Origin of the sequence: Roseobacter sp., from assembly GCF_045106495.1 — a bacterium.
Taxonomy (GTDB): Bacteria; Pseudomonadota; Alphaproteobacteria; order Rhodobacterales; family Rhodobacteraceae; genus Roseobacter.
The window spans coordinates 1-25,494 of record NZ_JBGCEQ010000033.1 but is presented as its reverse complement, the minus strand read 5'-3'; the positions used below and the strand labels follow the sequence as shown (position 1 = coordinate 25,494).

27 protein-coding genes and 1 tRNA gene are annotated in these 25,494 nt (G+C 54.4%); 12 read left to right on the top strand and 16 right to left on the bottom strand.

The features are described from left to right. The coding region (locus AB8B75_RS18230; RefSeq protein WP_405364243.1) for a hypothetical protein at positions 1–611 on the top strand (611 nt) is incomplete at its 5' end. Between the two features lie 28 nt (positions 612–639). Here AB8B75_RS18230 and AB8B75_RS18225 read toward each other — a convergent pair. Both AB8B75_RS18225 and AB8B75_RS18220 read right to left on the bottom strand, forming a co-directional pair. Then, positions 640–1,806: a DUF3095 domain-containing protein gene (locus tag AB8B75_RS18225; protein ID WP_405364242.1), complete on the bottom strand. Its 1,167-nt coding sequence runs from the start codon at positions 1,804–1,806 to the stop codon at positions 640–642. A 168-nt stretch (positions 1,807–1,974) separates the two neighbouring features. Then, positions 1,975–2,880 (bottom strand): LysR family transcriptional regulator, encoded by a 906-nt coding sequence (locus AB8B75_RS18220; RefSeq protein ID WP_405364241.1) that lies wholly within the window; start codon positions 2,878–2,880, stop codon positions 1,975–1,977. A gap of 88 nt (positions 2,881–2,968) precedes the next feature. Between AB8B75_RS18220 and metF the strand changes: the two genes are divergently transcribed. Then, positions 2,969–3,838 (top strand): methylenetetrahydrofolate reductase [NAD(P)H], encoded by an 870-nt coding sequence (gene metF, locus AB8B75_RS18215; protein WP_405364240.1) that lies wholly within the window; start codon positions 2,969–2,971, stop codon positions 3,836–3,838. A gap of 255 nt (positions 3,839–4,093) precedes the next feature. Here metF and AB8B75_RS18210 read toward each other — a convergent pair whose 3' ends face one another. Beyond that, on the bottom strand, positions 4,094–5,173 hold the full coding sequence (locus AB8B75_RS18210) for a DUF2235 domain-containing protein (RefSeq protein WP_405364239.1): 1,080 nt from the start codon (positions 5,171–5,173) through the stop codon (positions 4,094–4,096). Then, the gene (locus tag AB8B75_RS18205; RefSeq protein ID WP_405364238.1) at positions 5,151–7,448 is read right to left on the bottom strand and encodes a xanthine dehydrogenase family protein molybdopterin-binding subunit; all 2,298 of its coding nucleotides are present in this window, start codon (positions 7,446–7,448) and stop codon (positions 5,151–5,153) included. The genes AB8B75_RS18210 and AB8B75_RS18205 overlap by 23 nt, the downstream gene beginning before the upstream one ends. Before the next feature lie 373 nt (positions 7,449–7,821). On the opposite strand from AB8B75_RS18205, the gene AB8B75_RS18200 reads away from it, so the two are divergent. Next, positions 7,822–11,022 carry a valine--tRNA ligase gene (locus tag AB8B75_RS18200; protein ID WP_405364244.1) on the top strand — a complete coding sequence of 1,067 codons (3,201 nt, stop codon included), beginning with the start codon at positions 7,822–7,824 and terminating at the stop codon, positions 11,020–11,022. A gap of 9 nt (positions 11,023–11,031) precedes the next feature. Further along, on the top strand, positions 11,032–11,361 hold the full coding sequence (locus AB8B75_RS18195; protein WP_405364237.1) for a DUF1992 domain-containing protein: 330 nt from the start codon (positions 11,032–11,034) through the stop codon (positions 11,359–11,361). Between the two features lie 17 nt (positions 11,362–11,378). Here the strand turns inward: AB8B75_RS18195 and AB8B75_RS18190 are convergent, their stop codons facing one another. Further along, on the bottom strand, positions 11,379–12,167 hold the full coding sequence (locus AB8B75_RS18190; RefSeq protein ID WP_405364236.1) for a crotonase/enoyl-CoA hydratase family protein: 789 nt from the start codon (positions 12,165–12,167) through the stop codon (positions 11,379–11,381). Positions 12,168–12,279: 112 nt separating this feature from the next. On the opposite strand from AB8B75_RS18190, the gene AB8B75_RS18185 reads away from it, so the two are divergent. Continuing rightward, entirely contained in the window at positions 12,280–13,383 is a 1,104-nt protein-coding gene (locus tag AB8B75_RS18185; RefSeq protein ID WP_405364235.1) for a pyridoxal phosphate-dependent aminotransferase, read from the top strand. 56 nt (positions 13,384–13,439) lie between these two features. Next, positions 13,440–13,655 carry a hypothetical protein gene (locus AB8B75_RS18180; protein WP_405364234.1) on the top strand — a complete coding sequence of 72 codons (216 nt, stop codon included), beginning with the start codon at positions 13,440–13,442 and terminating at the stop codon, positions 13,653–13,655. Here AB8B75_RS18180 and AB8B75_RS18175 read toward each other — a convergent pair. Continuing rightward, positions 13,652–14,860: a pyridoxal-phosphate-dependent aminotransferase family protein gene (locus AB8B75_RS18175; protein WP_405364233.1), complete on the bottom strand. Its 1,209-nt coding sequence runs from the start codon at positions 14,858–14,860 to the stop codon at positions 13,652–13,654. The genes AB8B75_RS18180 and AB8B75_RS18175 overlap by 4 nt on opposite strands. 131 nt (positions 14,861–14,991) lie before the next feature. Beyond that, positions 14,992–15,666 (bottom strand): TIGR04283 family arsenosugar biosynthesis glycosyltransferase, encoded by a 675-nt coding sequence (locus AB8B75_RS18170; protein ID WP_405364232.1) that lies wholly within the window; start codon positions 15,664–15,666, stop codon positions 14,992–14,994. A 68-nt stretch (positions 15,667–15,734) separates the two neighbouring features. Between AB8B75_RS18170 and AB8B75_RS18165 the strand changes: the two genes are divergently transcribed. Beyond that, entirely contained in the window at positions 15,735–16,472 is a 738-nt protein-coding gene (locus AB8B75_RS18165) for a YgfZ/GcvT domain-containing protein (protein WP_405364231.1), read from the top strand. A gap of 27 nt (positions 16,473–16,499) precedes the next feature. Here AB8B75_RS18165 and efp read toward each other — a convergent pair whose 3' ends face one another. Continuing rightward, complete coding sequence (gene efp / locus AB8B75_RS18160; protein WP_405364230.1) at positions 16,500–17,063, bottom strand: elongation factor P; 564 nt, start codon at positions 17,061–17,063, stop codon at positions 16,500–16,502. Positions 17,064–17,282: 219 nt separating this feature from the next. On the opposite strand from efp, the gene AB8B75_RS18155 reads away from it, so the two are divergent. Then, entirely contained in the window at positions 17,283–17,603 is a 321-nt protein-coding gene (locus tag AB8B75_RS18155) for a DUF6280 family protein (protein ID WP_008228933.1), read from the top strand. Between the two features lie 436 nt (positions 17,604–18,039). After that, positions 18,040–19,527 carry a cobyric acid synthase gene (locus AB8B75_RS18150; protein WP_405364229.1) on the top strand — a complete coding sequence of 496 codons (1,488 nt, stop codon included), beginning with the start codon at positions 18,040–18,042 and terminating at the stop codon, positions 19,525–19,527. Here the strand turns inward: AB8B75_RS18150 and AB8B75_RS18145 are convergent, their stop codons facing one another. The 3 genes from AB8B75_RS18145 to AB8B75_RS18135 form a co-directional block, all read right to left on the bottom strand. Further along, the gene (locus tag AB8B75_RS18145; protein ID WP_405364228.1) at positions 19,528–20,160 is read right to left on the bottom strand and encodes a hypothetical protein; all 633 of its coding nucleotides are present in this window, start codon (positions 20,158–20,160) and stop codon (positions 19,528–19,530) included. 232 nt (positions 20,161–20,392) lie between these two features. Next, positions 20,393–21,835 carry a TolC family outer membrane protein gene (locus AB8B75_RS18140; protein ID WP_405364227.1) on the bottom strand — a complete coding sequence of 481 codons (1,443 nt, stop codon included), beginning with the start codon at positions 21,833–21,835 and terminating at the stop codon, positions 20,393–20,395. Positions 21,836–21,884: 49 nt separating this feature from the next. Then, the gene (locus AB8B75_RS18135) at positions 21,885–22,538 is read right to left on the bottom strand and encodes a protein-L-isoaspartate O-methyltransferase family protein (protein WP_405364226.1); all 654 of its coding nucleotides are present in this window, start codon (positions 22,536–22,538) and stop codon (positions 21,885–21,887) included. A 147-nt stretch (positions 22,539–22,685) separates the two neighbouring features. On the opposite strand from AB8B75_RS18135, the gene AB8B75_RS18130 reads away from it, so the two are divergent. Next, positions 22,686–22,759, top strand: a tRNA-Cys gene (locus AB8B75_RS18130). Between the two features lie 269 nt (positions 22,760–23,028). Further along, a complete protein-coding gene (locus AB8B75_RS18125) occupies positions 23,029–23,175 on the top strand; it encodes a hypothetical protein (protein WP_405364225.1) in 147 nt (48 codons plus the stop codon). A 61-nt stretch (positions 23,176–23,236) separates the two neighbouring features. Here AB8B75_RS18125 and AB8B75_RS18120 read toward each other — a convergent pair whose 3' ends face one another. Then, positions 23,237–23,560, bottom strand: a complete 324-nt coding sequence (locus AB8B75_RS18120) for a hypothetical protein (protein WP_405364224.1) — start codon at positions 23,558–23,560, stop codon at positions 23,237–23,239. 132 nt (positions 23,561–23,692) lie between these two features. Here AB8B75_RS18120 and AB8B75_RS18115 point away from each other — a divergent pair, with 132 nt between their 5' ends. Then, the gene (locus tag AB8B75_RS18115) at positions 23,693–23,863 is read left to right on the top strand and encodes a hypothetical protein (protein ID WP_405364223.1); all 171 of its coding nucleotides are present in this window, start codon (positions 23,693–23,695) and stop codon (positions 23,861–23,863) included. Between the two features lie 147 nt (positions 23,864–24,010). Here the strand turns inward: AB8B75_RS18115 and AB8B75_RS18110 are convergent, their stop codons facing one another. From AB8B75_RS18110 to AB8B75_RS18095, 4 genes are all read right to left on the bottom strand, one after another. Further along, positions 24,011–24,679, bottom strand: a complete 669-nt coding sequence (locus tag AB8B75_RS18110; protein WP_405364222.1) for a VPLPA-CTERM sorting domain-containing protein — start codon at positions 24,677–24,679, stop codon at positions 24,011–24,013. 78 nt (positions 24,680–24,757) lie between these two features. Next, complete coding sequence (locus AB8B75_RS18105) at positions 24,758–24,931, bottom strand: hypothetical protein (RefSeq protein WP_405364221.1); 174 nt, start codon at positions 24,929–24,931, stop codon at positions 24,758–24,760. A 49-nt stretch (positions 24,932–24,980) separates the two neighbouring features. Continuing rightward, positions 24,981–25,304, bottom strand: a complete 324-nt coding sequence (locus AB8B75_RS18100; protein ID WP_405364220.1) for a hypothetical protein — start codon at positions 25,302–25,304, stop codon at positions 24,981–24,983. Next, the coding region (locus tag AB8B75_RS18095; RefSeq protein WP_405364219.1) for a hypothetical protein at positions 25,301–25,494 on the bottom strand (194 nt) is incomplete at its 5' end. The genes AB8B75_RS18100 and AB8B75_RS18095, both read right to left, overlap by 4 nt.

Genomic DNA, 25,494 nt, shown 5'->3' with positions numbered 1-25,494 from the left:
ACGTGCTCCCTATGGTCAAGAATGCCAAGGCCATCAAGGTAACGGGCTCAGGCGATCCCTTTGGCAGCCGTCATTTCCGCCATTTGTTGGGACGCTTGACAGCGATGGATGCCAAGGGGCGTCGCATCCAACTTCATACCAACGGTCTGCTGGCAAACAAACGGGCTTGGGATGACCTGAACCTTTGGGACAATGTCTCATCGGTCTGGGTCTCGATCGATGCCGCACATGCCGATACCTACTCCGTGTTGCGGCGGGGTGGCAACTTTGACACGCTCGTGGACAACTTGAAATTTATGGGCAGTCTAAACGCCGAAGGGGCCATCGATACCCTGCGCCTAGATTTTGTCGTTCAGCAGGCCAACTACTTGGAAATGCAAGATTTCGTTGATCTGGCGAAAGATGTTGGCGCCGATGGAGTCTATTTTCTGAGATTGCGAAACTGGGGTCACGTCGCACCTGACGAATTTCGAAAGCAGGATGTCTGCTCTCCAGATCACCCTGAGCACGCCAAATTGCTGGAGGTGCTGCGCGACGACCGGTTTGTCTCCAAGTCCGTAGAGTTGGGCAGTATGACCCAACTGGTAGGTCGGGCACGCTCCATGACCTGATGTCATGTCGGTGCGGAACCACAAGTTTCTACATTTGTATGCGTTTTCGATCTTTGATCATCGCCGCCGCCTGAGTGTATCCGCCGGATGCGCCATCGATGAAATGAATATGGTCATCGGTCATAACCGACGGCACAATACAAGTCATCATGGCTTGATCCTGCTCGAACAAACCATGCTCGACGAGCCCCTTGGACTGTGCATCTTCGAGTAACTCCCTGAGTTTTGACAGCGTTTGAGGGTCGCAATCCAGCGTCATCTTCAGGCCGTCATCGTATTTACGAAAATCTGAGTTGCGACCAGTCACACGCGCGTAGTGACGCGCGTTGAAACCGGCAACAGTCCAGCCGGTCCGAAAGAGCACCCACGCGATTAACGTTTCAAACAGGATTCTGAGACGGTTGGATCCAAGTGACCCAATGCCCTTGCTGGCATGGGCTTCCAATGTCACACCCGGTGGTGGCCATTGGGTACCTGGCCCACTTTCCGGCACAGGGTGACCACCTCGCTCTAGGTTTTGCACCAGGGCAATAGCTTGACCGGCAACTTTGGTGAATTGCGCGTCGTCTACCCCGCCGACAGGTTGCAGAACCAACGAGAGGATCGTGCCATTTTTTGATTGCGTAGGCGACCACCTACAGGACAGTCCTGTTAGGTCAGGCACGGTGCCTACCGGTGCCGGATCAAACCCGTAGACCCCAGATTTCAAACCGCTTTCTGCCCAAGAAACGCCGCCACCGTTGAACATGGCATAATCGGCACCGTCGGAGGCCTGATACCTTGCGACACCGATTTTGAACCCGGCCGCGAGAATATCCCGCACAGGAACCAAACCTGCACGTAATCCGATGTCAAAGGCGTCTTGCGCCCATCGCTGGACAGCACACAAGGCGGTTTCGGCATCTTGAGACTGTTCCGGTGGTATGGCGAATGTGGCACCATCGCCCCCAAAAACAAAAGGAAATGGGCGTTTCCCAATCGCATTTATCTGCGCCGATATGACCGCCGCACCAACCATGTTAACAGTTTTGTAGCGTCCGTTGGCAACCTCGACCGTAGAATTGACCACATCTGATACGCCGACCATCCAGTCTTCGGGGACGGCGGTGAAACTACTTGCATGGCAAAGGTCATCAAAAGACGTGATGCGTGGGAGCGCACTGTAAAAATCTGACCGCAGACCATCATTATTCATTCGCACGGCATCCTTGCTACCAACCTTCACGCGTTTTGTTGACTGGTGTTGATCGAGTGTTAGCACATTCAAGTCATGCGCCAAAGCAAGCGGCATCCAACATTGTCGCCTGAAATTGCAGCGCGCACCCGGGCACTCTTCATTCATTTGGCGCTCAAGCAGTGGAATTTATAGCTCTTGAAGCTTGCGGGCTTCTTCGCCCGCCAAAGTCAGCAATTGCTGCATGAACGGTTTTTCCAGATCATCTTTGCGCACGGCTGCAAAGAGCCGTCGCGTAATACCCGTTTTCGTCAGCGGGCGCGTTACGTAATCCGAAGAGTACTTGACCTCGCGTACGACCCAATCCGGTAGGACCGATACACCGCGGTTGGAAGCCACCAAAAGCAAGATCACCGCCGTTAACTCGACCTGCCGAATGGCCGCGGGTTCAACTTTTGCCGGGATCAACAATTGGCTGAAAACATCCAGTCTTGTGCGCTCGACAGGATATGTAATGAGTGTTTGACCGCGAAAATCTGAGGCTTCAATATAGTGTTTTTGCGCCAGAGGGTGCGTACTGGCGGCAACAAATACTGGCGCGTAGTCAAAAAGCTCGACAAACTCGACACCCGTCAGATCTTCCGGGTCGGAAGAGATTACCAAATCCACCTCCTCCTTGAGCAAAGCCGGCAGTGCGTCAAAAGCCAGACCTGGACGGATATCAACGTCAACGTCACCCCAGTTCTTGCGGAACTTTTCCAGCACTGGAAACAACCATTCAAAACAGGCGTGGCATTCGATCGCGATATGCATGCGACCGGTGCTCCCGGCCCGCAACCCGGTGAACTCATCCTGCAAGGCCTGCACCTGCGGTAACACTTGGTGGGCCAGTTTCAGAAGGCGCATTCCGGCGGGAGACAATTTCAACGGCTTGGATCTGCGAACGAAGAGTTCAACGCCCGCCTGATCTTCCAAACCTTTGATTTGGTGGCTTAAAGCTGATTGCGTGATGTGTAGTTGATCTGCTGCACGCGCCAGGCCGCCAGCGTCATGGATGGCCTGAATCGTGCGAAGGTGGCGAAACTCGATATGCATGCGACATTCATATTAAAGATGAGAGTTATGAATTTGTCTCACGATGTGACATGTGGCACAAGGGACGAAATAAAAAGGAACGCTCCCGATGTCCACGCCTTCTGTCTCATTCGAAGTCTTTCCACCACGTTCGATTGATGCGTCTTTCAAGCTTTGGGAGACGGCACACGCGCTTGCACCGCTTGAGCCCAGGTTTTTCTCAGTCACATATGGAGCAGGCGGCAGCACGCGGGATTTGACACATGATGCCGCGTATACTTTGCACAAATCGTCGGGGCTGCCCGTGGCCGCACATTTGACTTGCGTCGGGGCTTCCAAGACAGAAACAATGGCAACCGCGCAACGTTTTGCCAAAGCAGGCGTGACGGACATTGTGGCTTTGCGAGGCGATGCACCGGAAGATCAAGAGAAATTCACACCGCACCCAGATGGCTTTGAAAATTCGTGTGAATTGATCGAAGCATTGGCGCAATCCGGACAGTTTTCATTGCGTGTTGGCGCATATCCGGAAAAGCACCCCGAAGCGGTCAGCCAGCAAGCCAATATCGACTGGCTGAAAGCCAAGATTGATGCCGGCGCGTGCGAGGCCATTACTCAGTTTTTCTTCGAAGCTGAAACCTTTTTGCGCTTTCGCGACGATTGCGCAAAAGCAGGAATCTCTGCGCCGATTACACCTGGCATTCTACCGATCATCAACTGGACCAGCGCACGCAAGTTTGCTTTGCGCTGCGGTGCAACCATTCCCACATGGTTGGATCAGGCTTTTGATGCCGCCATCAGGGATGATCGCCATGATCTGCTGGCGACGGCACTGTGCACCGAGCTATGCTCTGAATTGGTCGACGAGGGTGTCGAAAACCTGCATTTCTATACTTTGAACAGACCCGAAATGACGCGACAGATTTGTCACGCCTTGGGCGTTACCCAAGCGGTGACCGGTGTCAGAGACGTGGCCTAGGCTTTGCCGATTTTAGCAACTCTCTACTGACCTCTGACGCTCCTAAACCTACCGTTGCGCCCAATATCTTGCCCCCCAGTAACCTTCTCATTGGTTAGTACGGATCGCGCGAAAGAAGGCTCAAGATGTCATGTCAAACTGCTAAAATTCTCAATAAACAAGGCGATGCGGGCATTTTCTAAGCTCGGAACCCTGTTTTTGCAAGCCTATTCGCTTTCATCAAATTGCCGTTCGCAGGGTAGCTTAGGTCAGCCTTCAAACGGTCTTGCCAAACCTCATCCAACCGCGCGCAGAAGGCTTTGCTGCCTGGCGTAGTGCTGCACTGTCATGGATGTGTTCAGAGGGATCTTGAAGTATTTTACGGGCACGCCTGGTCAAGAACCACCTGCCGTTACCGCGAAACGTTCCCAGCATCGGTGCCGACGGGTCTTGTTGGAACCGGCTGGACCAACCATCCGGCAACGGCAAACCGTTCATCTGAGCGCGTTCAAGCATCCAGACCAGCGGAATATTCGCAAGCGGGCGGGCTTGTTCATATCCGCCCAACTGTCCACCCACATCCCCGTGAGTGCCAGAGAACCAGACTTGTTCCACCCGGCCTTGGAACCCCTCTGGCGAAGTCCAAAGCACGGGTTTATAGGCCACACGTGTCTCATCAATGGCCAAGGCCTGATAACCGGCCTTAACGTTATGGCTTAAGTGTGGATTGTGAAAAGCATGACGTTTTTCACTGAACCGCCATAACACCGGAGCGTTAAAGCCCAACGATTTGACCGTATCCCACACACCGATCATCTCAATCTCGACCCCGGACAGGCAATGGGCGGATGCAAAGCGCCGCGCACAATCGCCATGTGGATTGCTCTCGTAGAATCGGTAAATGTCGCGGATATTTCGCTCTGTTGCATCATCGGCTTTAAGCAAACCCATGAGGTCAATGACGCCCGCCAGGCTGCGCACGGCATAGGCACCGCGCGAATACCCCATCAGAAATATCTTGTCGCCCGGCCGATAACGTGAGGCAAGATACCCATAGGCTCTGCGGATTTGCCGATTGATACCACGCCCCTGCATGACGTCCATTGCAGAGCGCCAGTCGTTCCATTGGAGACCGGGTTCATAGTAGATTGATAAAGGTCCACCCACTTCTCGGCACAGATGATAGGCCCGCCCGGCGTTGGTTTCGCACCCGGGTTCCAAAGACGACATTGTGCCATCCAGAATCACAACGTGAATGACAGGGCCACGGCGCGGGCCAAAATCGCTATCGGGTCGACGCCAGAACCTGCTGCGCAGCCAACCGAGCCACTTTTTATTCCGCCGCGAGGACCTCACCGTTCAACAGCTCCCAAACTTTATGCGGGGTAAATGGCATGTCGGCCTGCCGCACGCCCCGCTCCCAAAGTGCGTCCTGTACCGCGTTCGCCACGGCCGCCAAGGCACCGACGGTGCCTGCCTCGCCACAACCTTTCATGCCCATGATGTTCGCGGTGGAGGGCACCGGCTCTGAAGTAAACCCAATAGTGGGTATGTCGTCGGCGCGCGGCAAGGCATAGTCCATAAACGATGCCGTGAGCAATTGACCCTCATCATCAAAGACCACATGCTCTGTGATGGCTTGGCCTATACCCTGCGCTATGCCTCCATGCACTTGACCTTCGGCCAGCATCGGATTGATAAGGTTGCCAAAATCATCGACGACTGTATAGCGTTCGACCTGCACTACGCCTGTTTCGGGGTCTACGACGACCTCTGAAATATGACAGCCATTCGGAAAGCTGCGCGCCGGCAGTGTTGCGCGGCCCTCATGCACCAAAAGATCATCGCGATCCTTGGCCCGCGCCATATCCACCACCTCAAGCATGGTGGGCGTCAGGTTCGATCCTTCGGCCCGGAACCGCTCATCATCAAAGCTGATCTCGGAGGCTGGCACGCCCATTTCATCGGCTAAAAACGCGGTAAAACTCTCAGTCATCTGAACAACGGTCGCGAGGGTGGCGTTGTTTTGAACCGTCACCGAACGCGAACCGCCAGTACCGCCGCCTTGTGCAATCTGGTCGCTGTCGCCCTGCACCACGCCAATTTTATCCGCAGGAATACCAGTTTGATCCGCCAGGAAAGCGGCATAGACCGTTTCATGTCCTTGGCCTGTGGATTGTGTGCCCACATAGATCGTCACGGTGCCATCCTCATTAAACATAACCTTCGCGCCTTCCGAAGGATCACCCAAAATACTTTCAATATAGTAACACACCCCAACGCCGCGCAGCAGCCCCTTGGCGGCATCGGCACTTTTTCGCGCTGGAAAGCCAGTCATATCGGCTTCATGCAAGGTTCGGGTCAGCAGTTTGTCAAAGTCTCCGACATCATAGATTTCTCCGGTCGCGGTCTGATAGGGGAATTGGTTTGACTTGATGAAATTGCGCCGTCGCAGCTCCAGCGGATCAACACCCAATTCCCGCGCAGCGCGGTCCATTAGTCGCTCTAAGATGTAAATCGCCTCAGGCCGTCCTGCGCCACGATAGGCGTCCACATAGGTTGTATTGGTATAGAAGCCTTCGACACGCAGCCAGGCTTTTTGCACATCATAAACACCCATCAAAACCTTACTGAAGAGTTCGCTTTGGATGAACTGGCCGAAATGGCTGTTGTAAGCGCCAAGATTGCACCGCGTGTGCACGCGGTAGGCGGTAATCTTGTTGGTCTCATCGAAAGCGAATTCTGCCACAGAGGTCAGATCACGACCTGCATTGTCTGTCAGCATAGCTTCGGTGCGTTCCGACATCCAACGCACGGGGCGCCCTGTTACACGCGCAGCATGCGCCGCCAGCGGGTACTCAGGATAAGGAAAACTCTTCATTCCAAAAGCACCACCCACGTCGGGGTTGGTCACACGCACATTTTCAGGATCGATGCCCAGCGCTTTGGAAATTGCATCCTTGTGTGCCCAGACCCCTTGCCCCCCCAGCGATACGTGAACCCGGTTGCCATCCCATTCAGCGAAACAGCCCCTAGGTTCCAGAGAACTGACCAGAACGCGATTATCGCCGACCTCAAGACTGACGCTCTTCGCCGCAGTTTTGAAAGCCGCGTCCACCGCCGCCTCGTCTCCAATACCCCAGTCAAACGCGCGATTATCCGGAACATCATCGTGCACGGCGGCACCGCCGGTTGCCATGTCTAATTTTACCGGCAGATCCTGGTATTCCAGCAGGATCAGTTCCGCAGCATCGCGGGCCTGCTCAAGTGTATCGGCAACAATGAAGGCCACCGGCTCACCAACAAAACGCATCTTGCCCTTTGCCAGCAGGGGTCGGTCGGGTCTTGCCCCAGGGGACCCATCACGGTTTTTCAGCGTGGCCGCGAACATATTGATATTCATGCCAGCAGCTTCGAGGTCATCCACCGTCAAAACGGCATGCACGCCTACACCGTTGCGTGCTTCCGAGACATCAAGCGATGTGATTTCAGCATGCGCAACAGGCGATCGAAACACAAAAGCGCGCAGTGCATTTGCCGGTGCGATGTCATCGACGTAGCGCCCATGCCCCGTGAGAAACCGCACGTCTTCGACTCGTTTGACCGGTTGTGATTTACCGAACTTGTCCATGGTAGTCTCCTTTGAGCTGTCTGCGCTTTCAACGGACACTAGCGGCGCACACGCGCTTGTCCAGTCGTGGGCATTTTTTGCTTCCGATTCATCTTTTTTGACGTATCTGCAGGCAGCTATGTCAAGAATTACCGGCCCTTGCTTGCCTTCAAGGCATTGCAAACCCAATTGCATGGTATTGGCTCAGATCCGCAACGGCAATGAAGCAGGGCGCGCGCAACTGAGGCGCGCGCCATTGCAATTTTGGACAAAAACACGCCCAAGATGTGCTTTCTGAAAAGCTCCGCAAGGATTAGGCGGTCAAGTGCTCTTTCACTTGCCGGATACATTGGGTAGAGCACTCATTATCACAGTATTGATGGATATCGCCGCCATGCCGATGGAAAAGAAATTTGATGCAAGCGTGGCAGAAGCCCGCCTCTACGCCGCTTGGGAAGAGGCCGGCGCTTTTGCCGCAGGTGCCAACGCCTCGCGTGACGAAACATTCTCCATCATGATACCCCCGCCCAATGTGACAGGGTCGCTTCACATGGGACATGCGTTTAACAACACGCTGCAGGATATATTGACCCGTTGGCACCGGATGCGCGGGTTTGATACGCTTTGGCAACCTGGAACCGACCATGCAGGTATCGCGACCCAAATGGTCGTCGAGCGCGAACTGGCCAAAACTAACCGCCGCCGCAGCGATTTCACGCGCGCGGACTTCCTTGATCTCGTCTGGGAGCAGAAAAAGAAGTCGCGCTTCAACATCCGCGGCCAGCTTGAACGCCTCGGCGCGTCCTGCGACTGGTCGCGCGAGGCCTTCACAATGTCGGGCGCACCGGGCGATCCCGGCGACACACCGGGCGGGCAGAACTTCCACGATGCGGTCATCAAAGTCTTCGTGGATATGTACAATAAGGGCCTGATCTACCGCGGCAAGCGGTTGGTCAACTGGGACCCGCATTTCGAAACCGCGATCTCGGATCTTGAGGTCGAAAACATCGAAGTCGACGGCCACATGTGGCACTTTAAATACCCGCTCGCGGGTGGGGCCACCTACGAGTACATCGAAAAGGACGAAGACGGGTACGAGACCCTACGCGAGACGCGCGACTATATTTCCATCGCGACAACGCGCCCCGAAACCATGCTGGGCGACGGCGCAGTGGCGGTCCACCCGTCAGATGAACGTTACGCACCAATTATCGGAAAACTATGTGAAATCCCTGTTGGTCTAAAGGAACACCGCCGTCTGATCCCGATCATAACGGATGAATACCCGGACAAGGACTTTGGATCAGGCGCGGTGAAAATCACCGGAGCGCATGATTTCAACGACTACGAGGTTGCGACCAGAAACGACATACCTCTTTACAGACTCATGGATACTGAGGCAAAAATGCGTGCCGACGGCCCGCCCTATGCAGACGAAGCCGGAAAAGCCTCCAAAATCGCAAAATCCGGAAAACCGCTCTATGAAACGCTTGTAGAGATGGGACTCGTACCCGAAAATCTTTCCGGTGCGGAAAAAAATAGTGCCGTTATGAGCGCCATCGACGCAATCAACCTAGTGCCAGATGAACTTAGGACTTTGCATCGCTTTGAACGGCGAGATAAAAATGAAGGCCCGCAAGCTCGTGAGTTAGTCGTCAAACAGATCACGGCGGAGGGTCTCGCGGTCATGGTCCCGGTCACCGATCCCGATCCGGAGGACGCGTTTCTTCCGGTCGAAGAGCCCTTTCTTGAGCCACTGGTCGAGAACAAGAAAATCATGCAGCCTTTCGGCGACCGGTCCAAAGTGGTCATCGAGCCGATGTTGACCGACCAATGGTTCGTTGAGACATCCAAGATCGTGGGTCCGGCGATCGATGCCGTGCGTTCGGGCGAGACTGAAATTTTCCCCGAGCAGGACAAGAAGGTCTATTTCAACTGGCTGGAAAACATCGAGCCATGGTGCATCTCCCGCCAGCTCTGGTGGGGGCATCAGATTCCGGTGTGGTATGGGCCTGGGATCGATGCGGACGGAAACTGGGATCCAAGCGACGACAAATACTTCTGCGAAAGCAGCTTCGATGACGCAAGAGAGCAGGCTGCCAACTACTATTCACAAGTCGCGCCATGGGCAGAGCACATAGAAGAGTATATTCCTGAAAGAGATTCTATCGGGCAGCAAACCGCGGACACGGACAACGATCTCGACGAACTCGCGCGTTCGAGAAACTACCGTCTACAACCTTCCACCAACATTATTCGCATTGGTCGCGACCCCGACGTGCTAGACACCTGGTTCTCCTCCGGTCTCTGGCCCATTGGCACTCTGGGCTGGACGGGTGATGCGGCGCAGGACGCAGCAAACGAGGCGCTGCAAAAATACTTCCCGACCTCCGTCCTAATCACTGGCTTCGACATCATCTTCTTCTGGGTCGCCCGGATGATGATGATGCAATACGCTGTGGTTGACCAAAAGCCGTTCGAAACGGTCTACGTCCATGCCCTCGTCCGCGACGAGAAGGGCAAGAAAATGTCCAAGTCCGTCGGCAACGTGATCGACCCGCTCGACATGATCGACGCATATGGCGCCGACGCGGTACGCTTTACGTTGACCTCCATGGCAGCGATGGGACGCGACCTTAAGCTCAGCACGCAACGCATTGCAGGATATCGTAATTTCGGTACCAAGCTTTGGAATGCCGCGTCTTTCGGCGAGCGTCACAAGGTCACGGATGTCCCCCACCGCGACACGCCGCCCGCTGCAACGCTCGCGTTGAACAAGTGGATCATTGGCGAGGTCGCGAAGGTGCGCGAAGAAGTCGATGCCAGCTTGACGGCCTACCGCTTTAACGACGCCGCCAACGGGCTTTACGCCTTTGTCTGGGGCGTTTTCTGCGATTGGTATCTCGAACTTAGCAAGCCGGTTTTTGAAGGCGATGATTCCACCGCCGCGCAAGAGACACGTGAGGTTTATGCTTGGGCGCTGGATCAATGCCTGATCCTGCTGCATCCCATCATGCCGTTCATCACCGAAGAGCTTTGGGGGCTCAAGGAGCGCCCCTGCATGCTGGTGCACGCCGATTGGCCAACCTATCGGGCCGCAGATATGGTGGACGCAGCCGCTGATGCAGAATTGAACTGGACCATTGGGCTGATCAACGCGATCCGCTCTGCGCGTGCGCAAATGCACGTGCCTGCCGGTGCCTATGTGCCGCTCGTTGTGGTTAGCTTCGAAGATCAGGCGCGCGCGGCATTTGATGCCAATGAGGCGATGATCAAACGCCTGGCACGGGTAGAGACCATGACAGAGGTAGAAGTTTTCCCGAAGGGCTCCGTCACATTGGGTGTCACAGGCGGCAGTTTTGGCCTGCCCTTGGCGGACATCATCGATGTTGCCGAAGAAAAAGCGCGTTTGCAAAAAACGCTCGACAAGCTTGCGAAGGAACTTGGCGGCCTCAGAGGGCGTCTGAACAACCCGAAGTTTGCGGTCTCAGCGCCCGAAGAGGTCGTCGCAGAGACCCGCGCGAACCTTGCATTGCGCGAGGAAGAAGAGGCAAAGCTGAAAGAGGCGCTCGCGCGATTGGCCGAATTGGGGTAAAATTCCGCCATGCGCAGTTTTCGTACTCTTATCGAGCAACAAATCGCCAAGGCTCAAGCTTCGGGTATCCTCTCGGGATTGAAGGGAGAGGGGCAACCCTTGCCTGACCGCCCGATTGAGACCAGCGAAACTGCGTCGATTTCTGCCGGCATGCGGATTATGGCCGAGGCCGGTGTGGTTCCCGAAGAATTCGCTTTGAAAAAATCTCTGGATGCAGCGCGAAAGACCTATGCCGCTGCCACGTCCGACACTCAGCGCAAAGAGGCCATGGCAACGCTCGCCGATTTGGAATTGCGCTATGAAATCGCACGCGAAGCGCGGCTTAAATTTATGTCCTGACACCAGCATGCACGCCGCTATTCGAATTTGGGGGCGCGTTTTCCGAATTGCGCTGCGACGACCTCCATTTGCTCAGGCTGTCCCAACAATTCCGCCTGGAAGCGTGCTTCTGCCAGCAACACACTCTCGGGAAGCTCGTGTTCTGCCATATTGATCAAGGCCTTGGCCGCACGAGTGGCTTTGGGGCTTTTTTGGGTGATTTCTTGCGCGAGGGCCTGCGCCGTTGCCAATGGATCATCCGCAACTTCCGTTACCAACCCCCATCGCTCGGCCTGTTCTGCGTCAATAGGCGTGGCTGTGTAAATCATCCTCCGTATGACATCAGAGCGTACCAGACGCGGCAGCAAAACCATTCCGCCCATATCGGGAATGATTCCCCATTTCATCTCCATCACTGCCAATTTGGCATCCGGGTGAGCCACTCGGATGTCCGCCCCAAGCGCGATCTGTAGACCCGCGCCATAGACCGCGCCCTGCAGTGCCGCGATGACCGGAATCTCCAGCCGGTGCCAGACCATGGCTGCTTCTTGCCACTTGTTTGTGGTGCCCTGCCCGTGAGTGCGCGGCATAATCAGGGCTTGCATGTCCTGGCCAATCATCTGGCCTAGACTGCCAATGTCGATTCCGGCGCAAAAGCTGTCTCCTGCGCCGGACAAGATTGCCACCCGCGCATCGGATTGCCCGACTTGCGCACCCGCGGCGATCAGATCCTCGAACATCTGCTGGTCCACAGCGTTACGCTTTTCGGGCCTGTTTAGCTTAACATGAGCGATATGATCCGAGATTTCGACGGTGATATGGGTCATTCTGCCCTCCTTGCGTTGCGCTTATGTGACCCAAGAAGCGCGATTTTGGCCAGAAAAACGTTAGGGCAATCTCGGGCTTGCCCACCAAGGCAAAGCCGTTTTATGAGACCGTATGACTCACTATCGCTTGACACCGCTTGCCGACTCTCTTCCCAGCACTGTACCTTTTGTAGGACCCGAAACCCAAGAACGCGCGCGTTCGCGGTTGTTTGATGCCCGATTGGGCGCGAACGAGAGTGTCTTTGGACCTTCGCCCATGGCCGCGAGCGCAATGGCCGAAACCCAGATGTGGAAATACGGCGATCCAGAAAACTATGAGCTGCGCGAAGCCTTGTCTGATCACTACGGTATCCTGCCGGAAATGGTTATGATTGGCGAGGGAATTGACGGTTTGCTTGGCTACATCGCGCGGCTGATGGTGGCGCCCGGAGACGCCGTTGTGACGTCTCAGGGCGCTTATCCCACATTCAACTATCATGTCGCTGGCTACGGCGGCGTCATTCACACCGTGCCCTACGCTGATGATTTCGAAGACCCAAAAGCGCTTTTCGCAAAAGCGGCTGAAGTGGATGCAAAGCTCGTTTACATGGCCAACCCGGACAACCCAATGGGCACGGCACATAAAGGGGCTGAGATCGTAAAGGCGATGGAAACCCTGCCCGATAGTACACTGCTGGTGTTGGATGAAGCCTATATCGAGTGCGCGCCCGAAGGCACAGCGCTCCCTTTGCCAATGGATGACCCGCGAGTGATCAGGCTGCGCACCTTCTCAAAGGCCTATGGTCTTGCCGGCGCGCGCGTCGGATATGCGATGGCCGTACCCGATCTGATCGCGTCCTTTGACAAAGTGCGCAACCACTTTGGTATGAACAGAGCGGCACAAGCGGGCGCATTGGCCGCGCTCGAAGACCAGACATGGCTGCGATCGGTGCAGGCGCGTGTGGCCGCCTCGCGAAACCGCATTGCGACAATTGCCATCAAGAGCGGCTTGCGGCCTCTCAAATCAGCTACCAATTTCGTGACGATTGACTGCAAACAAACACATACTTTCGCCAAGAAAGTGCTTGATGAAATGATCCAGCGCGGTGTTTTCATCCGCATGCCCATGGTGGCGCCGCAAAACCGATGCATCCGGATCAGCTGCGGCGCCCCAGCGGATCTGGATATTTTGGCAGAAGTGCTTCCATCGGCATTGCGCGCAGCAGAAAAAGGCTGACGTTTTCCGCGACTCAGGTATGATTTTGGTATCTGACCACAGCCGAGATGCCTGTTATGGAAAATCGCAAACTTGGCCGCGCGCCGAACTATACAAATGCCTGCATCGTCATGTTTGGCGTCAACCTGGTTTGGGTACTTCTGTTTACTTTGGCCCTTTGGGGTTTGGTTGCAGCCGTTTTCTTGGCCTTGGCCGTCAATCATTGGCTCAACTGGCTAGACTTCAGAAAGCGTGAGGAAAATGAGCGCTGGTCGATGCCAGACAGCCGTTAACCACCGCCAATTACTTCAGCTGCCGCGCTCAAGCCGTCGGGCCCATGCGGAATGTCCAGCGCTTTCATCCCGGCTTCAATGCCACCCAGCAATCCCATGATCATATGACCGTTGGTGTGGCCCATGTGACCCAAGCGGAAAAATCCGTGCCAATTTGGATCGTCCGGTTCCACCATCCCCAATCCGATCCCAAGCGTCAGACCCAATTTTTGTGAGGTCCATTCTCGTAGATCGGTGGCCAAGGGTGCCTCGAGATGGAGGGCGGTCACCGCATGGCTGCGGAGCGTATGATTTTGGACGTTCATTTTCAACATGCCACCTTCGGCCCAAGCATCGCAAGCGGCCCAAATAGCGCGGGCCAACGTCTCGTGGCGGGACCAGACAGCCTCGATCCCTTCAGCACGGATCATGTCTAGCGCCGTACGCAGGCCGTAAACATGATGCGTGGGTGCCGTGCCGTTCCAAAATTCATAAAACGCTTGCGCATGGGCGCGCGGTGTCCAATCCCAATACCTGCTGACACGCGTCATGGATGCCCGCGCGTTTGCAGCCTTTTCGTTAAAAAAAACGAACCCCATACCCGGCGGGACCATCAACCCTTTCTGACACCCCGCAACCATCACGTCGACACCCCAAGCGTCCATTTCAAAGACTTCACACGCCAGCGAAGCAATACAATCAACCATCAGCAGCGCTGGGTGATCAACCTCATCCAATACCGCCCGGACGGCAGCAATGTCGTTACGAATGGAACTGGATGTATCCACATGGACAGCCAATACTGCTTTGATCTGCTGATCAGCGTCGGCCTTAAGCGCCTCTGCCAGACGCTCAAGATCAATTGTTGCCGCCTTGCCGAAGTCCAATATGTCTACTTCGGCGCCAATCCCACTGGCCATCCCAGCCCAGCCATGGCCAAAAAAACCAGTTGCCAGAACCAGTACCTTTTCACCCGGCGCGATAACATTGGATAATCCCGCCTCCCACACGCCATGGCCGTTAGCAATGTAGATCGCCACATGCCCTGATGTGCGCGCGACACGTTTCAGATCTTCCACCAGTTTAGGCATCAAGTCGGGCAACTCGCCTGCATAAATATTGGGCGCAGGACGGTGCATGGCGTTTAGCACGGCCTCTGGCACAACGGACGGGCCGGGAATGGCGAGATATCCGCGACCTGCGGCGACTTTCGGCGAATGGGGCATGGTTGCTGTCCTTTTGATCGGCGCCAATGTAGCCAGTGCATTGACGCCGTCAATCACAGCTTTTTCCCTTGGGAACGGCAGGACCCGTTAAAACCCGAAGAAGTTTTGAAACCAAGCCGCAAAGGCGAAAATCAGCGTCGGTAGCTTTGTAAAAGATGCGTGGGCGATGCACCTGCAAAATAACGCATCAAGGTCCATAAATTGCGAGTGCCCCGCCGAACCCAACCGTGGCGATGGTATCGGGCCGGGCAGGTTACCGCGACCGCATCGATCTGCGTCAAGCGCCCCTTGAGCGCGCGCGCCAATGCCACATCTTCCATCAAAGGTTGATCTGGGTAACCGCCTACGTCAAAATAGAGCCCTCGCGGGACGAGCAGCCCCTGATCGCCATATGGCAGTCCAAAAAGGCTACGTAAGTTCGCCCAACCTGCCACAAGACGGCCTGCAAACCCGCCTTTGGCAAAGGCCAGTCGAAACCAGCCAGCCTTGTTTGTCTTAAGATGCAAGATCGTCGGCCCCACCCAGTCAGGTTGCAATTCGGTATCTGCGTGCAGCACCAGCAGCCAATCGCCTTTTGCCTGCGCGCAGCCTTGTCTCAATTGCCTGCCCCTTGATGGTGCACCTTCTACGACTTCCGCACCCCAGGCTTTGGCGATTGCAACCGTTGCATCCTGCGATCCGCCGTCTGCCACGATTAATTCACGGATCAATCCCGCCTCGAGCCCCGGCATCAGCGCAGCCAAACACGCGCCAAGCTGTGTCTCGGCGTTTAGTGTTGGTATGATCACCGAAATCGGTGCACGCATAGGTTATGCCTCTTCTTCTTTGCGGCGAAACTTCTATATGTCATTGCAGGCCACGAGAGGAACCCCCCATGACTAAACGCCGCATTCTGCATCTGTCCGGCGCGGATGTACGGGACTTTCTTCAGGGATTGATCACAAACGATGTGAACCGCATTGACGCCGGGCTGGTGTACGCAGCAATCCTGACACCGCAAGGTAAATATATCGCTGACTTCTTTCTTTCGCCCACACCCACGGGCATTTTACTCGATGTGGACGCCGGTATGGGGAACGCGCTGGCACAACGCCTGAACATGTACAAGTTACGTGCAGACGTCGTGATCGAAGAAACCGATCTTTTCCTGCATCGGGGTCTTGGCGACAGACCCTCGGATAGCTTCGCCGATCCGCGCCATGAAGCGCTTGGATGGCGCGCTTATCGACAAGCAGAGCAAACCGATGATACCACCGATTGGACCGCCCTCCGCGTTGCCCATCTGATCCCCGAGACAGGCATTGAACTGACGTCGGACACTTTCATTCTCGAAGCTGGTTTTGAGCGACTGTCTGGCGGTGATTTTCGCAAGGGATGTTATGTCGGACAGGAAGTCACGGCGCGCATGAAACACAAGACGGAATTGCGCAAGGGGCTGGCGCAGGTCTCTGTCGAAGGTGAGGCGGAAACCGGCAGTGAGATCACATCGAGCGGGAAACCTGTTGGAACGCTTTTGACCCGCAGCAAAGATACTGCGATAGCTTATTTGAGGTTCGACCGGGCCCAAGGCGAAATGCAGGCCAGCGAAGCCATCGTTACCCGTAGCGACTGATTTACAGGGCGAGACGTGCAGCGCGCATCAAGCGCGTTCTGCGTATTCCATGGTTTCTGTGTTGACAATTATGTCTTCATCCTGGCCCACAAAGGGAGGGACCATCACCTTAACTCCATTGTCGAGTACCGCTGGTTTGAAGGAATTAGCCGCGGTTTGGCCTTTGACCACCGGTTCGGTCTCAATGATCTTGCAGGTGACCTTTTGAGGCAGCGCGGCGTTTAGCGCTTCATCCTCGTAAAACTCAACTACAATGGTCATACCATCTTGCAGAAATGGGCGACGTTCGCCCAAGAGTTCAGCAGGCAGTTGGACCTGCTCATAGGTCTGCGTGTCCATAACCACCAACATGCCTGCGTCTTCATATAGAAACTGCTGATCCTTTTGCTCAAGCCTAACGCGCTCAACTTTGTCAGCGCTGCGGAACCGTTCGTTCAATTTCGAGCCATTGCGCAGATTGCGCATCTCGACCTGCGCGAAGGCGCCACCCTTACCAGGTTTCACATGATCGACCTTAACCGCGGCCCATAGACCGCCGTTATGTTCAAGAACATTTCCCGGGCGGATTTCGTTTCCGTTAATTTTCGGCATATGTCTAAACCATGGCAAAAGGTTGATGAAATCTTAACGCATCCTATATCTGGGAGGACGGGTGGTGACAAGACAACGAGATATCGTGTTGCGTGGAAGTCAGGTATGCTTCTTGAGCATATGTGCCATGCAAATTCGGGGTATCCGAATCGTCTGAACTCCGTCATAAGGAGCGTCACGCCGAAAAGACAAGAGCAAGAATAATGGAAAGGACGACGAATGAAGGATTTCGTTGACGGCACAGCCTTTAATAACGAGCAAGGCAACCGTGCACGTAAACTATTTGCAGCTGTGGTACTGGCTGCTTTGGACGATGCTATTGCGGACGACAAGAAATATGGCAACGGTCCTGAGCAGATTGCACGTTGGGCGCGCTCCCGTGATGGACGCGAAGTATTAAGCTGTGCAGGAATTGATCCTAACGAGCGCGTCGTCACTGGACTGATGGATTTCGTTGGCAAAGGCGTGCGCACATCTGTTGCGCTGTCGCGTGAGGAATCCGAACGTCGGAACGCAGCTCAGCAAGCCGAAGCTGCATAATCAACCGGTTGATACAATGTATGAAAACGCGTCCTCTCACGGGCGCGTTTTGTATGTTATGAAACCTTTGAAAAGGGGTTGATCATTGGTGGTCGTGCAAGGCCGGCCCCTGTAAAATCAAGAATATCTGATACGCCAAGGATATTTTGAGCGCGACTGGATCATGTGTCAAATAGGATCGCTTTGGCACCAATTTAAGCAGATAATTCAAAACTCTAGCCCCGAGCCCCGAATGGATTTTTTGACTGCCTCATGAAAAAGAGTTTGGAAAAACGCGCGCGGTTCATCATGCTGCACCAGAAGTAAGTTGTTGATGCTCAAGGCCAGCGCACATCAGAGAAATTGCGCAAAAAAATGCGCCGCCGTCTTCTCCTTTGGTCCTTTTCCTTTGACAGATCATCCTTCAGGTTAGCGGCAGCACAAAAGAGGATGGCACATGACACGCGCACTCATGATCCAGGGCACGGGCAGCAACGTCGGAAAGTCAATAATTGTGGCGGGTCTGGCGCGCGCTTTTGCCCGCCGTGGGCTTCGTGTGCGCCCTTTTAAGCCACAAAACATGTCAAACAATGCAGCGGTCACGTCAGATGGTGGTGAAATCGGACGGGCGCAGGCTTTGCAAGCACGCGCCGCCGGCATTGCGCCTCACACGGACATGAACCCCGTACTATTGAAACCGCAAACCAGCACCGGTGCACAGATTATCGTACAAGGTCAGGTGTTTGGCGATCAGGATGCGCGCGAATTCGGAACCGCGAAAGACAGGCTGATGCCTTTTGTGCTCGAAAGCTATTCACGATTGGCAGCCGATTGCGACCTGGTACTGGTTGAAGGTGCAGGCAGCCCGGCAGAGACTAACTTGCGTGCGCGTGACATTGCCAACATGGGGTTCGCCCGAGTTGCCAAGGTACCTGTTGTGCTGATCGGAGACATTGACCGAGGGGGCGTCATCGCCCAGGTCGTTGGCACCCAGGCCGTGTTAGATGAAGACGACAACGCTCTAATTAAAGCTTTTGCAATCAACAAATTTCGAGGTGATGTGCGTCTTTTTGATAGCGGGCGCGATGATGCTTGCGCGCGGACCGGCTGGCCCTGCCTCGGCGTGATCCCATGGTTCTCGCAAGCGCAACTACTACCAGCTGAAGACGTGTCGGATTTGCCAATGCGAGCCCGGTCCGGCGGGCATGGCTTGAAGATCGTTGTGCCGCATCTGCCGCGCATATCGAATTTTGACGATCTCGACCCGCTTGCGGCAGAGCCGCATGTGGATCTGACTGTTATCCCGAGCGGGACCCCCCTGCCCAGTGATGCAGATGTTGTTCTGCTGATCGGCAGCAAGGCGACGCTCGCCGATCTTGGCGCGTTGCGGCGGGAAGGGTGGGACATCGATATCGCCGCACATCTCAGACGCGGAGGGCATGTGTTGGGACTATGCGGTGGCTACCAGATCTTGGGCAACGCAATCTCGGATCCCGACGGCCTGGAAGGCACACCGGGATCGGCAAAAGGTCTGGGACACTTGAATGTGGACACGGTCTTGAAGCCGCGCAAAACTCTAAGCCTGAGCAGCGGCAGACATGTAGCCAGTAACGCCCCACTTTCAGGCTACGAAATTCATATGGGCCAAACCACCGGCCCTGATTGCAGTCGGGCCTGGTTGGAATTGGATACGGGGATGCAAGGAGCCGTGTCGGAAAACGGGTTAGTGCAGGGCTGTTATTTGCATGGTCTGTTCAGTTCGGACGCTTTCCGAAAGGCTTGGTTGGCGCAGTTCGGTCAAAGGTCGCAAACCGCATATGATCAGACCGTCGAGGCAACACTGGACGCACTAGCCACTCACCTCGAGACTCATATGGACTTGGATCTTCTGCTGAGCTTTGCAGCGCCCAGCCCCTTAGCTTCCGAACCCGCCAAGGTCAGTTGATCAATCGCGATCCTGCATTGCAAGCGCCTGCTGGATTTCACGACGCACAAGCTTGCGTACGTTCCGCGTGATCCGTTCGCCCAGCACGCCGCGCAATTCAGATCGCACAATCAACGCAACGATCTCGCGCAGTTTTTCTTCATCAACCAATGCTTCCACTGCGGCTTCATCGATTGCACTGTTCGTTTCCTTAGGCGCGTTCTGTGTTCTCATTGCTGCGCCCGTCAGCGGTTCTCCCTTTGCATCAAGCTCAACGCTCTCTTCCCACGACATGGCGTTGGACTCGGTGCCCGAATAAGCATCGGGGCTCGTACCGTCTGGTTCCCACTGATCCGGCGTTTTTGCGATTGCAGTCTCAAGTGCTGCAATTTTTGCCGTCAAATCATCCACGTCGAGATCGCCAAGGGCTGCTTTTCGCGGCGCGCTCTGCCGTGTTGACGTCGCCGTCTTCAAAGGGGTCGTTTGGTCAGTGTTCGTCTTAGCATCTCGAGACTTGGATCGGGCTTCTGCCATTGCCGCGTCAGGAACAACGGGTTCATCCAACAGCAGCACATCTTTTACATCACTCGGAGCTTTGGCAGCGTCAACACGTTGTTTGCGCGTCACCCCTACAGCATGTTTGGGCTCCAACATCAAAACATCCCGACTTGCCACTCGCAGGCGCTGTGAAAGGATCAATCGCTCCTTTGGTTGCGCACTTTTCGACGCAGCCTGTGTCTGTTTGGCGCCTTCTGCAACGCGCCGAACAGTTCTTAGAATTGTATCAGTTTCGACATTTGAATTGGCTTTTGACATATCCCCACCACGATAGCCCCATGCCAGACTATCGCTTCACAACAATTTAAACAATGAGTCGTCGGTGGTATCAGTTTTTTTGCAGCGATTTCAGAACACGGTCCAACTGCTTACCCTGCGCAGATGACGGAACAGGCGCGTCTTTCACCAGATCATAGTAGGCGTTCGGGTCATAAATCTGCACGCCAAGCGAAAGATCAGTCGCCGTCAGCCGACCCGTTGACTGCAGCACAGAATAGGCGGCCACATAGAGGTTGGCCTGAGCTGAAATACGCGAAGTCTCTGCGTCCAATAGTTCCTGTTCAGCATCCAGAACATCCAAGGTCGTCCGAGCGCCCAGAGTAGCCTCTTCACGCACACCCTCAAAGGCGATACGCGCGGCACGGATCTGTTCTTCAGTTGCTTGCAGACTGGCCCTTTGAGCCGTCAGCGCCGCATAAGCCGATCCAACGTTTTGTGATACTGTTCTGCGCACTTCCAACAAATTTCCGCGTTGTGCGTCCCGAGATGCCATGGCAGACCGAATGGCTGACGATAATGCTCCGCCGCGATATATGGGTCCGGACAATTCGATACCGACACTGCCCGATTGTGAATCACTTCTTTCACTCAGATCATCGGAAACGCTCAATGAGCCAAATGCGGAAACTGTCGGGTTCAAAGCTGCTTTGGCGGCCAAGATATTGAGTTCTGCCACCGCAACCAAGTGCTGAGCTGACCTTATGTCAGGATGGTTTTGCACCGCGAAAGCTCGGGCGTTTTCAACGTTGCTGTCCAACTGCGGCAGCTTTGGGGGAGGCGCCAATTCCCCCGGCGTGCGTCCTACAACGTTTCGATACTCTTCCACGGCTTGAATAAGATCGCCTTGGGCCGTCGCTAAACCGCTGCGGGAATCGGCCAGACTTGATTCTGCCTGCGCCACATCGGTACGGGTCACTTCCCCTACTTCGAACCGGTCTTGTGCCGCCCGCAATTCCTGGGTGAGCAAACGCAGGTTGTTTTGGCGCAGTTCAACAAATTCGCGAAAAGCGAAAACATTCAGATAGGCCTGAACCGCCCGAATCAAAACACTTTGCTCAACGCTGATCAGTTGCTGTCGCGTGGCCAGCACGGTCTCTTTGGCAGCATCTGCCCCCAACTTCGTGACACCAGCGTCGAAGAGCAGTAGTGACGCTGAAAGTCCAAGTGTTGCAGACGTGTTCTCAAGATTATTTGTCGTCGGTACACCGGCGATTGTTCGTGTCTGACCGTCACCGAAATCGCGAGCAATGCTGGCGCTATATGAAATGATCGGGCGCAGCGCCGCAATCGATGTCGCAACATCTTCATCCGCAGCTCTTAACAGGGCACGATTCTGATCCAGAAGTCCACTGTTTTCATAAGCGCCAACCAATGCATCCGCGAGCGTTTCTGATCGCAAGTCTTGTGCCGAAAAAAAGGCGATCATCCCAACCGACATCGCCACACCGCGGTACAGCGCTCGAAGACCACCATTGTTTTTGATTTGGGCCATGATAGTTTGCCTCTTTATGCTCTTGCCCTTTTCCGGGCTATGGACGTTTCTAAAACTCAAAAGCTTGTTCTTTGGTGAAGCCAGGCAACAAGGGTGCGCCTGCATTGAATGACATGCGCCATGAAATATGACCATCTTGCTTGTATCCAATGCGCACCTCGCCAAGAGCGCCCTGCATGAAAATGCAAGCAACCCGCCCACCCTCCTTGATCTGATCCTGCAGATCAGCAGGCAGTTCTTGAATGCCGCCCTGCACGATCATGACGTCATAGGGGCCGTGCACACTGGCTCCGTCGCTCAATGGCGCAGCATGTTGAATAACGTTGTCTATACCCGCTTCCATCAAGGTTTCCTGAGCTTCAGCGATCATGATGTCTTCGTCTTCAACGGCAACCACAGCTTCCGCCATGTGCGCGATCACCGCCGAGGAATACCCCATTGCTGACCCGATATCGATCACCAATTCGTCGTTGGAAATATCCAAGGCATCCAGCATTTTAGCCAAAGTTCGGGGCTCAAGAAGTACGCGCCCACTTCCCAGATCGATGTTCCCGTCCATGTAGGCGGCTTCACGCTGTGCTGTCGGTACGAAATTTTCGCGCGGGACTTTCAACATCGCGTCAATGATCGGAAATTTTGTTACATCTGATGGCCTGACCTGGGTATCAACCATCATCGTACGGCGGCTGGCAAAATCAGTCATCTGGGCTAAACTCATCCGTTCATTTGTTGTTGGACCAGATGTGGCACAAACAAGAGCCTGCGGCAACGTGGATACGTGGCATTTTGCCGATCTGTGGCACTTGCAGCACCCTTTGTAATGGGTTAGCAGGTCTCAACCAAGCTCCGGGGCGAGTTGGCGGAGTGGTTACGCAGCGGATTGCAAATCCGTGTACAGGAGTTCGATTCTCCTACTCGCCTCCACTTAATTTCAAACACTTAGCAAGCATTTTTAAACCTCATGACGCAAAATATGCTGGTCTGGGGGACATATGGGGGACAAACTGCGTCGCTTGGACTGCTTACGCGACCGCCATTAGCGCCCTCGGCGAACTTCCAAACAACATCGCAACTCGGGCCGTTTTGCCCTTGGACCGTTACCAGGCCATACAGTGGGTTGCACAAGCCTATAATCCAGCGGACGCGCCTATTAGAGTTTTCCACTGGCGTTCTCAGGAGAGATTTTTGCAAAATTGATCATGATCGGTGGCGGCGACAATCGGGCACCGATCCCGGCAGACTACTTCCCCTTGATAGCTGCAGATATCCTCAGAGTCCTTGAAGCATCTGATGTAACAGGTGAGTTGGATGGCTTGGAAATGCTTCCTGTGTTGGATTGAATCCATGAAAGCCTCAATGCATTGTGGCGCCCTAGTTCCCGCCAAGCCAAGAATGCAAAGATTACCTTGTACAGGTCGCATCTATCTTTGGTCCCAAGGAACCCAGTTGCTCAAAAAAGGCATCCGTAGATGTTCCGCTGGGAAGCATTTCCTCGAGAGTAGCGTCAACCAGTTCAAATCGGGCATAGATAATAGTCAGGTCCGTTCCCAACTCCTGCTCGATCACATCGTAGGCGCATGTGCAGATTTGGTGGAACGCATCCGGATCATCTGGCGGCACAGCTTCAGCCGTTTTCAGGCAAACTGCGTCATAGTCTCCGAAATCGAACGCCAATGCCGCCGCTGGCCAAAGCAAGATGGCAAATAGCCATGGAACGAAACGCATGCAGTACTCCGATGCTGAATATCACCAGTTATAAGAACACCCTACCGGATCTACTGTCCCAATCAATCGTTCCGGGCATTGGCTACTGCAATACTAGCTTGCTTATCTTCGGTTTGTGGATGAGAACATATCATGAACAAATGGCCGAACAGCATCCCACACGACCTTGACGCCGCCCTGGATGAGCTTGACTGCTGGCGTACGACCCCGGCGAATTCCGATATATGGAGCACTGTCTTGGACTGGCTGCAAAAGCATGGCGTGGAAGCACCGGAAGGTTTGCCGACCAGACCGAAAGCCTAGGCGCAAGAGCGCCTTGCGTACAGGAAACCCGCCGAACAACGCCTATGTTGAGAAGCTGCGAAAACAAAGTCACGCAGCTCACTAGCAGTTCATCGATTTAATCAAGCTTGCAACGCCAGTAGAACTAGCGTTGCATTGCTTGGGTTTTTAAGTTGTCTTTTTTTGGCGTGATAACACGCCCAAGCCAATCATTGCCGTTATAATTAGCGGCATACCTGCAGGCAGCGGAACAACGGGCATACGCTCCGGATCATCCGTCACGACAGAACCCATCGCATCTTCAGCAGTTAAATTGATGCGAGCAAAAGTCGACGTGTTGAAAGTCAAAGACTGAACATTTACGAAAAGCTCATTGCCAGAAAATGTCACACGGTCGCCAGTTAGTCCAAGTGTTGTCACGTTGGTATCAATGACTGCATCTGTGATGTCCAAAGCCACAGCAGAATCAAATGTAAAAACATAGGTGTTCTGAAAGCCAGTTGCGAAATCTGTAAAAGGTGCGCTGTTGGTGAAGTCTATTTCCAAAAAGTCGCTCCCTGCATCTATCGAAACATCAACCAACGAAGATGCGAAGCCCGGAGGGACGCCGGTGCTTGAATCGAATAAACTGGCTACATCAGGAAACTCAACTTCGGTTGCAGAAACCGTTGCAGTTACCGGAAACGACGTGACGAACAGTTCACTGGTAGGGGTTGCTTGAGCTTGTGCGCTCAGGCTCAAATCTGTACCAATCAGAGATAGAGTTGCTGCGTGTGCCGTTGAAGACAACGCGACAAGTGAACCGAACGCTAGACCGCTAAGTACTTTCATAGTCATAATAATTCTCCCATTTAAAAAAACGTGGTAAATTTGACTATGGTTAAGATAAAAAAGCAAGCCTGGATTTACCGTTGCTTAGTTTTCCAGCGCCCCAGACACCCCACCCACGAGATACGGCGGCAACCAGGGCATCAGCTTTTCCTCAAGCTTGGGTGACATCACGCCCGTCAGCAATGCCTTGAACAATTCCGGGTCTGTCACGGCTTCTGCAATCATCTGAGAGGCCTTGTCAGCAGTTAAATGGTTCATCGCTTCCTTGACCCTGCTGGAGGCCATCTGCGCGACAAAAGTCAACTGATCATGATTTGTATTTAGGCGCGTTAGCGCGGTTTATTTCGATTGAGATGGCATCCAGGCCTGTTTGCTTTTCGGCTGCTGGCAAGGTCTTCAAAATGCGGATGCGCTCGCGAAGTTCATCAACGCAAGCATCGTATTCATCCGCTGCTTGATGCGCGCCTTGATGCATCTTGGGCAGATCCACCCCAAGAAAGATGGTCATTGCACCCGTTCGTTTTGGACCTTCAGAGGAGGGAGCAAAAAACGAGTACGTAATTGCATCGACCGCGTCCACTGGTTGGCTCTGCATTTCGAGCTTGTTGATACGGGTGTTCAACCGGTTCATGTCGCAATCTCCGAGATGCGCTTTGCCATCAGGCCGGTCGCGCCGTCTATTTTTGACATTTGGCGCAAGCGCTCAGTCAAGAATTCGGGGAATGGATGAACACCAAACATGGCAATCGCCATTGCCGTCGCATTGGATTGCATGGCCAACCAGGTCTCAGTGATGTCATTCGGATCAAGGCGCTCGTAAG